The 6,602-nt window shown below is 63.6% G+C and carries 4 protein-coding genes; 3 read left to right on the forward strand and 1 reads right to left on the reverse strand.

Annotation, left to right across the window (positions count from 1 at the left end; translation table 11 throughout):
• A partial coding sequence (locus WBB95_RS14605) for an NEL-type E3 ubiquitin ligase domain-containing protein (protein ID WP_424488225.1) occupies positions 1–1,332 on the forward strand: 1,332 nt, incomplete at its 5' end.
• Here the strand turns inward: WBB95_RS14605 and mnmC are convergent.
• On the reverse strand, positions 1,333–3,324 hold the full coding sequence (gene mnmC, locus WBB95_RS14610; protein WP_424488226.1) for a bifunctional tRNA (5-methylaminomethyl-2-thiouridine)(34)-methyltransferase MnmD/FAD-dependent 5-carboxymethylaminomethyl-2-thiouridine(34) oxidoreductase MnmC: 1,992 nt from the start codon (positions 3,322–3,324) through the stop codon (positions 1,333–1,335).
• 141 nt (positions 3,325–3,465) lie between these two features.
• On the opposite strand from mnmC, the gene pap reads away from it, so the two are divergent.
• Positions 3,466–4,980, forward strand: coding sequence for a polyphosphate:AMP phosphotransferase (gene pap, locus WBB95_RS14615; RefSeq protein WP_424488227.1), 1,515 nt, complete (start codon positions 3,466–3,468; stop codon positions 4,978–4,980).
• 340 nt (positions 4,981–5,320) lie between these two features.
• The gene (locus WBB95_RS14620; RefSeq protein ID WP_424488228.1) at positions 5,321–6,505 is read left to right on the forward strand and encodes a thiolase family protein; all 1,185 of its coding nucleotides are present in this window, start codon (positions 5,321–5,323) and stop codon (positions 6,503–6,505) included.
• Positions 6,506–6,602: the final 97 nt, after the last annotated feature.

Here is a 6,602-nt window from a genome sequence, read left to right on the forward strand (position 1 = left end):
AACCAGCTCACCCGTTTGCCGGATGTACTGCGGCAGATGCTTGAACTGGAGCGCCTGTACCTGGCCGGCAACCGTCTGCAACTGACCGAATTCACCCGGGCCACGCTCGCCGGCCTGCGCACGCTGAAAACCCTCAACCTGAGTGATAACCCGCTGCTCGACCCGCCGGATGTCAGTCGCCTGTTTGATTTGCGTGAATTATTCCTGCGCAATTGCCGCCTCACGGAGCTGCCGGTCGGCGTGCAACGGCTGCCCTATCTGGACAACGTCGACCTGCGTGAGAACGACATTGCGTATCTGCCGGACTGGCTCTTTCGCATGCCTCGGCGGTTTACCGAAACTATCAACCTGCGCCTCAACGCGTTGTCCGCCGCCAGCCACCTCGCGGTGAGAACCTATCGCCGCGAGCACGGCATCGGCATGGGCGTGATTGAAGACGACATCGCTCGCCTGACTGAACAACGGGCCAGGGAACTATGGCTGGCGGATGAGCGAGTGGGCGATTACCAGCAGCGCAGCAACCTCTGGAACGGCCTCAGGGATGAGCCTGGCGCCGACGGCTTGTTCAAGCTGCTCGCAGAACTGGGTAGCACCGCCGATGCCCGGCACGTGCGTGAAGACCTCGACCGGCGCGTGTGGAGAGTGCTGGAGCGGGCGGCGGCGGACGCCGAGTTGCGTGAGGAGATATTCCAGCGGGCCGCCACGCCTCTGCACTGTGACGATGCCGCTGCGACGAGTTTCAGCAGCCTGGAAATCCTGGTGGAAATCAACGACGTCACTCGGCTGGTTGAAGGCGGGCAGGCCACCGCGCAACCATTGCTGAAGCTGGCCAAGGGGTTGTTTCGCCTGGAGCAACTGGAGCGCATTGCGCGGCGTCACAGCGACGACAACCCCATGGCCGATCCGCTGGAGGTCAGCCTGGCGTTTCGGACCGGGCTGGTGGACCGTTTTCATCTGCCGGGCCAGCCTTCGCATATGCGGTTTGCGCGCTTGGGCGGCGTCACGCCCGAGGCGCTGACGCTGGCCGAAGCGCAAGTGAAGGTGGCTGAACTGTCGCCCGACCTGCTGAAATACCTGGTGGGCCTGCCGTTCTGGACCGATTACCTGAAGCGCAGTTTCGCCGGCCGCTTCGACGCCATCAACACGCCGTTCGATCAGCGCATGAATGAGGTGTTCGATCAGGGCCTTACCCTGGAGGACGCCGATTATCGCGATCAAATGCACACGATTCTCGATGAGCAAAGGGCCGCAGAAGCGGCCGAGCTCGAGCGCTTGAGTGAATCTGTCATGAAGACCGAGGATTTGGGCCTTTGCGAAATCCTCCAGGCCTGATCAGGTCGGCGTAGCAGCCTTGGCGCGAATCAGCCCGCGCAGCGCGAAACGATTGGGGTGGCAGGCTTGGGCCACGCTGATGGGCACCGGCAACGGCTCGTCAGTGAGCCAGGCGGCGAGCAGCTCGCCGCACAGCGGCGCGGTAATCAGGCCGCGCGAACCATGGCCGCTGTTGATGTACATGCCCGGCAGCCACGGGCAGGGCGTGTCCGGCACTTGGCGTGCGTCTTTGCTGAGCACGGCGTAGGCCTGGGCGAACGCGTCGTGCTCGGCCAGCGGGCCGACAATCGGCAAGTAATCGGGGCTGGTGCACCGGAACGCGGCGCGGCCTTGCAGGTGTTCCAGGGGCAGGGTGTCGGCGCCAAGGCGCTGGCTCAGGTCGAGTGAAATCGCTTGCAGCATCTGCAGGTTGCCCGCGTGTTCGGCGGCAGTGGGCGTCAGGTCGTCACTTTTAAAGTCGAAGCTGGCGCCCAAAGTGTGTTCGCCCAATCGCGCCGGCGCGATGTAGCCTTCGGCGCACACCACGGTCGCCAGCGCCTGGCTGGCCGGGGTTTGCGCCAGGTAGGTGATTTGCCCGCGAATGCGTTTGAGCGGCAAGCCTGCGCTCATCGGGAAACGCTTGATCTCGGCGGCACCGGCCAGCACCACCACGGCGGCGCTGGCCAGCAGCTTATCGCCATCGCGGGCTTGCCATTGGTCGTCGACACGCTGCAACTCAATGGCTTCGCGGTGGGTCAGGACGTCGATCAGCGGGTGCGTTGCTTGCCATTGGCACAGCGCCGGCGGGTTTACCCAGCCGCCCTCCGGGAAATACAGGCCGCCGTGGGCCAGGGTTATTCCCGCCGTGTGTTGCGCCTGGTCCTGGTCCAGCACCTGCAATAACTCCGGGGCGAACGCAGCAGCCAGTTGCGCCTGGCGCTCGGCTTCCTTGGCGTCGAAGGCCAGTTGCAGCACGCCACAGCCGTCCCAGTCGACGCCCCGGTGCAGATGCTCCAACACGCGGCGGGTGTGGCCAAAGCCGCTGAGGATCAATTGCGACAAGGCCGTGCCGTGGGCGGACAGCTTGAGGTACAGCACGCCCTGAGGGTTGCCCGAGGCTTCCTCGGCCAAACCGGCATGGCGCTCCAGCAGACTGACCCGCCAGCCCCGCGCCGCGAGGCTCGCCGCCGTGGCGCAGCCTGCCAGGCCGCCGCCGATCACCAGCGCATGGCGTTCACCGCTGACGGGCGCGGGGCGCGCGAACCAGGGTTTGCCCGGCGCGGGCGCTGGGGTTTGCGCGGGCCAGCCGAGGAACTCACCGCGCAAAATTTCCCATTTGTGGCCGATGCCCGGGGTGCGCTTCATCTTGAACCCCGCCGCGTTGATCAGCCGCCGTACCCAACCGGTACTGGTGAAAGTGCTGATGGTCGAGCCGGGCGCGGCCAGGCGCGCCAGTTCGGCAAACAGCTCGGCGGTCCACATGTCGGGGTTTTTTGCCGGTGCGAAGCCGTCGAGAAACCACGCGTCAATCTGCGCGTCCAGCTGGGGCAGTTGCTCCAGGGCATCGCCGATCAACAGGGTCAAGGTCACACGGCCGTTGTCCAGCACCAGGCGCTGGAAGCCTTGATGGATCGCGCGGTACTGGCCCAGCAGTTGCTCGGCAAAGGGCGCCAGTTCAGGCCAGAGGGCCAGGGCGCGCTGCAGGTCGGCGTGGCTCAGCGGGTACTTTTCCACGCTGACAAAATGCAGGCGCGCGCCGGCCACGGCGTGTTGTTCGAACAGTTGCCAGGCACACAGGAAATTCAGGCCGGTGCCGAACCCGGTCTCGCCGATCACCAAATGCCCGCCCGCCGGCAAAGCGGCAAAACGCGCCTGCAAACGGTTCTGTTCGAGGAACACATAGCGGGTTTCTTCAAGGCCCGACTTGTCGGAAAAATACACATCGTCGAAGACCCGCGAGTGCGGGCGACCTTGGTCGTCCCAGTCGAGCTGGGCGTGGGTTACGGGGTTCATGGGCGGCTCGGCAAAGGCAAGGCGGCCATTCTAGCCGATCAAGGCGCAATGAATTGACCCATGGCAAGCGCGGGTGGAATTTCCTTCCGCGTGTTGTTGCCCAATCCGCTAGTCTTGAGCCATCTTGAAACGGAGCTGCCCATGTTCGAATCCGCCGAAATCGGTCACGCCATCGACAAAGACACCTACGACGCCGAAGTGCCGGCCCTGCGCGAGGCCTTGCTGGAGGTGCAGTACGAGCTGCAACAGCAAAAGCGCTTCCCGGTGATCATCCTGATCAATGGCATCGAGGGCGCCGGCAAGGGCGAGACCGTCAAGCTGCTCAACGAATGGATGGACCCGCGCCTGATCGAAGTGCGCACCTTCGACCAGCAGACCGATGAAGAACTGGCGCGCCCGCCGGCCTGGCGCTACTGGCGGCAACTGCCCGCCAAGGGGCGCATGGGCATTTTCTTCGGCAACTGGTACAGCCAGATGCTGCAAAGCCGTGTGCATGGGCAGATCAAGGACGCGAGCCTGGACCAGGCGATCGCCGGGGCCGAGCGCCTGGAAAAGATGCTCTGCGATGAAGGCGCGTTGATCTTCAAGTTCTGGTTCCACCTCTCCAAGAAACAGATGAAGGCGCGGCTCAAGGCCCTGGCCGACGACCCGCTGCACAGCTGGCGCATCAGCCCGCTGGACTGGCAGCAGTCCGAGACCTACGACAAATTTGTGCATTTCGGTGAGCGCATCTTGCGCCGCACCAGCCGCGACTACGCGCCGTGGCATGTGATCGAAGGCGTGGACGCGCATTACCGCAGCCTCACCGTGGGCAAGATCCTGCTCGAAAGCCTGCAGAACGCCTTGAAAGTGCCCAAGGCCAAGGCCAGTGGCATGAACCCGGCGCCGTTGATTGCGTCGGTGGACAAGAAGGGCCTGCTGGACAGCCTCGACATGACCTTGCGCCTGGACAAGGACGATTACGAAGAACAACTGATCACCGAGCAGGCGCGTTTCTCTGGCCTGATGCGCGATAAACGCATGCGCAAACACGCGCTGGTGACCGTGTTTGAAGGCAACGACGCGGCCGGCAAGGGCGGCGCGATCCGCCGGGTGGCGGCGGCGCTGGACCCGCGCCAGTATCACATCGTGCCGATTGCCGCGCCGAGTGAAGACGAGCGCGCGCAGCCTTACTTGTGGCGGTTTTGGCAGAAGATCCCGGCACGCGGCATGTTCACCGTGTTCGATCGCTCCTGGTATGGCCGCGTACTCGTGGAGCGCATCGAAGGCTTTTGCACCCCGGCGGACTGGATGCGCGCCTATGGCGAGATCAATGACTTTGAAGAGCAACTGCGCGATGCGGGTGTGATCGTGGTCAAGTTCTGGCTGGCGATTGATAAGGACACGCAACTGGAACGCTTCCAGGCCCGCGAGAACATCCCGTTCAAGCGCTTCAAGATCACCGAAGACGACTGGCGCAACCGCGACAAGTGGGACGACTACCGCGCTGCCGTCGGCGACATGGTCGACCGTACCAGCACCGAGGTGTCGCCCTGGACCCTGGTGGAAGCCAACGACAAGCGCTGGGCACGGGTCAAGGTGTTGCGCACCATCAACCTCGCGCTGGAGGAAGCGTTCGCCAAGTCCGACAAGCACGATAAAAAGAAAAAGAAATAAGGCCTGCTGGAAGCCGTCGCTACCCGTGGTGGTGAACACGCTTTCAGCGCGAGCGATGTTCTTGTGGTGAGCGGGCTTGCCCCGCGCCGGGCTGCGAAGCAGCCCTTAGCCGGTCACCGTGATAGTTCAGGCCGTGTGCGGGGCAGGTTTTGGGGCCGCTTCGCGCCCCAGCGCGGGGCAAGCCCGCTCACCACAAAGGCACCAAAAGAGGCGCAACACCTACCCCGAGTCCGCCTCGCTCCCATGCTTTTGTATATGCCGGGTGAATGATCGTCGCGGTTGGGTAAGGCTGGATCTATCCTCGATCCATCTCCCAACAACGACAAGATCGAGGTAGCCCATGCGTGAAGTAGTGATCGTCGACAGCGTGCGAACCGGCCTGGCCAAATCCTTTCGCGGCAAATTCAACCAGACCCGCCCCGATGACATGGCGGCCCATTGCGTCAACGCGCTGCTGACCCGCAATGGCATCGACCCGGCCACGGTGGAAGATTGCATCGTCGGCGCTGGCTCAAACGAAGGTGCGCAGGGCTACAACATCGGGCGCAACGTGGCGGTGCTCTCGCAATTGGGCACCGGCACGGCGGGCATGACCCTCAACCGTTTCTGTTCCTCGGGCTTGCAGGCGATTGCCATTGCGGCCAACCAGATCGCGTCGGGGTGCAGCGATATCATCGTCGCAGGCGGTGTCGAATCCATCAGCCTGACCATGAAAAGCGTCAACACCGACAACCTGATCAACCCGTTGCTCAAGGAACAGGTGCCGGGCATCTACTTCCCCATGGGCCAGACCGCCGAGATCGTTGCGCGGCGCTATAACGTCAGCCGCGAAGAACAAGACCTGTACGCCCTGCAGAGTCAGCAGCGCACCGCCCAGGCCCAGGCCGACGGCTTGTTTGACGATGAGATCGTGCCGATGGCGGTCAAGTACAAGGTCGAGGACAAAAACACCGGCGCGGTGCAGATCCTCGACGGCGTGGTCGACCGCGATGACTGCAACCGCCCGGACACCACGCTGGCCAGCCTGAAAGGGTTGAAGCCGGTATTTGCCGAAGACGGCTCGGTGACGGCGGGCAACTCCTCGCAGCTTTCCGATGGCGCCTCGATGACCCTGGTGATGAGCCTGGAGAAAGCCCTGGCACTGGGGCTCAAGCCCAAGGCGTTTTTCCGCGGCTTCACCGTGGCGGGCTGCGAGCCGGACGAGATGGGCATCGGCCCGGTGTTCTCGGTGCCCAAGTTGCTCAAGGCGCGCGGCCTGCAAGTGGCGGATATCGACCTGTGGGAGCTCAACGAGGCGTTCGCGTCCCAGTGCCTGTATGCGCGTAACCGCCTGGAAATCGAGAATGCCAAATACAACGTCAACGGCGGCTCGATCTCCATCGGGCATCCGTTTGGCATGACCGGTTCGCGGCAAGTCGGGCACCTGGTGCGTGAGTTGCAGCGACGCAACCTGCGTTACGGCATTGTCACCATGTGCGTGGGCGGCGGCATGGGCGCCACGGGGCTGTTCGAAGCCGTGCGCTGAATTCCACCGCAGGAACCGGCTTAAAAATGTGGGAGCTGGCTTGCCTGCGATAGCGCTGTATCAGTCGATTGCTGTGTGACTGACCCACTGCTATCGC

Origin of the sequence: Pseudomonas sp., assembly GCF_049645325.1 — a bacterium.
GTDB lineage: Bacteria > Pseudomonadota > Gammaproteobacteria > Pseudomonadales > Pseudomonadaceae > Aquipseudomonas.

Coding starts and splice junctions, on each gene's coding strand:
- mnmC (WP_424488226.1), bottom strand. CDS start 3,324: ATGAACCCCGTAACCCACGCCCAGCTCGACTGGGACGACCAAGGTCGC.
- pap (WP_424488227.1), top strand. CDS start 3,466: ATGTTCGAATCCGCCGAAATCGGTCACGCCATCGACAAAGACACCTAC.
- WBB95_RS14620 (WP_424488228.1), top strand. CDS start 5,321: ATGCGTGAAGTAGTGATCGTCGACAGCGTGCGAACCGGCCTGGCCAAA.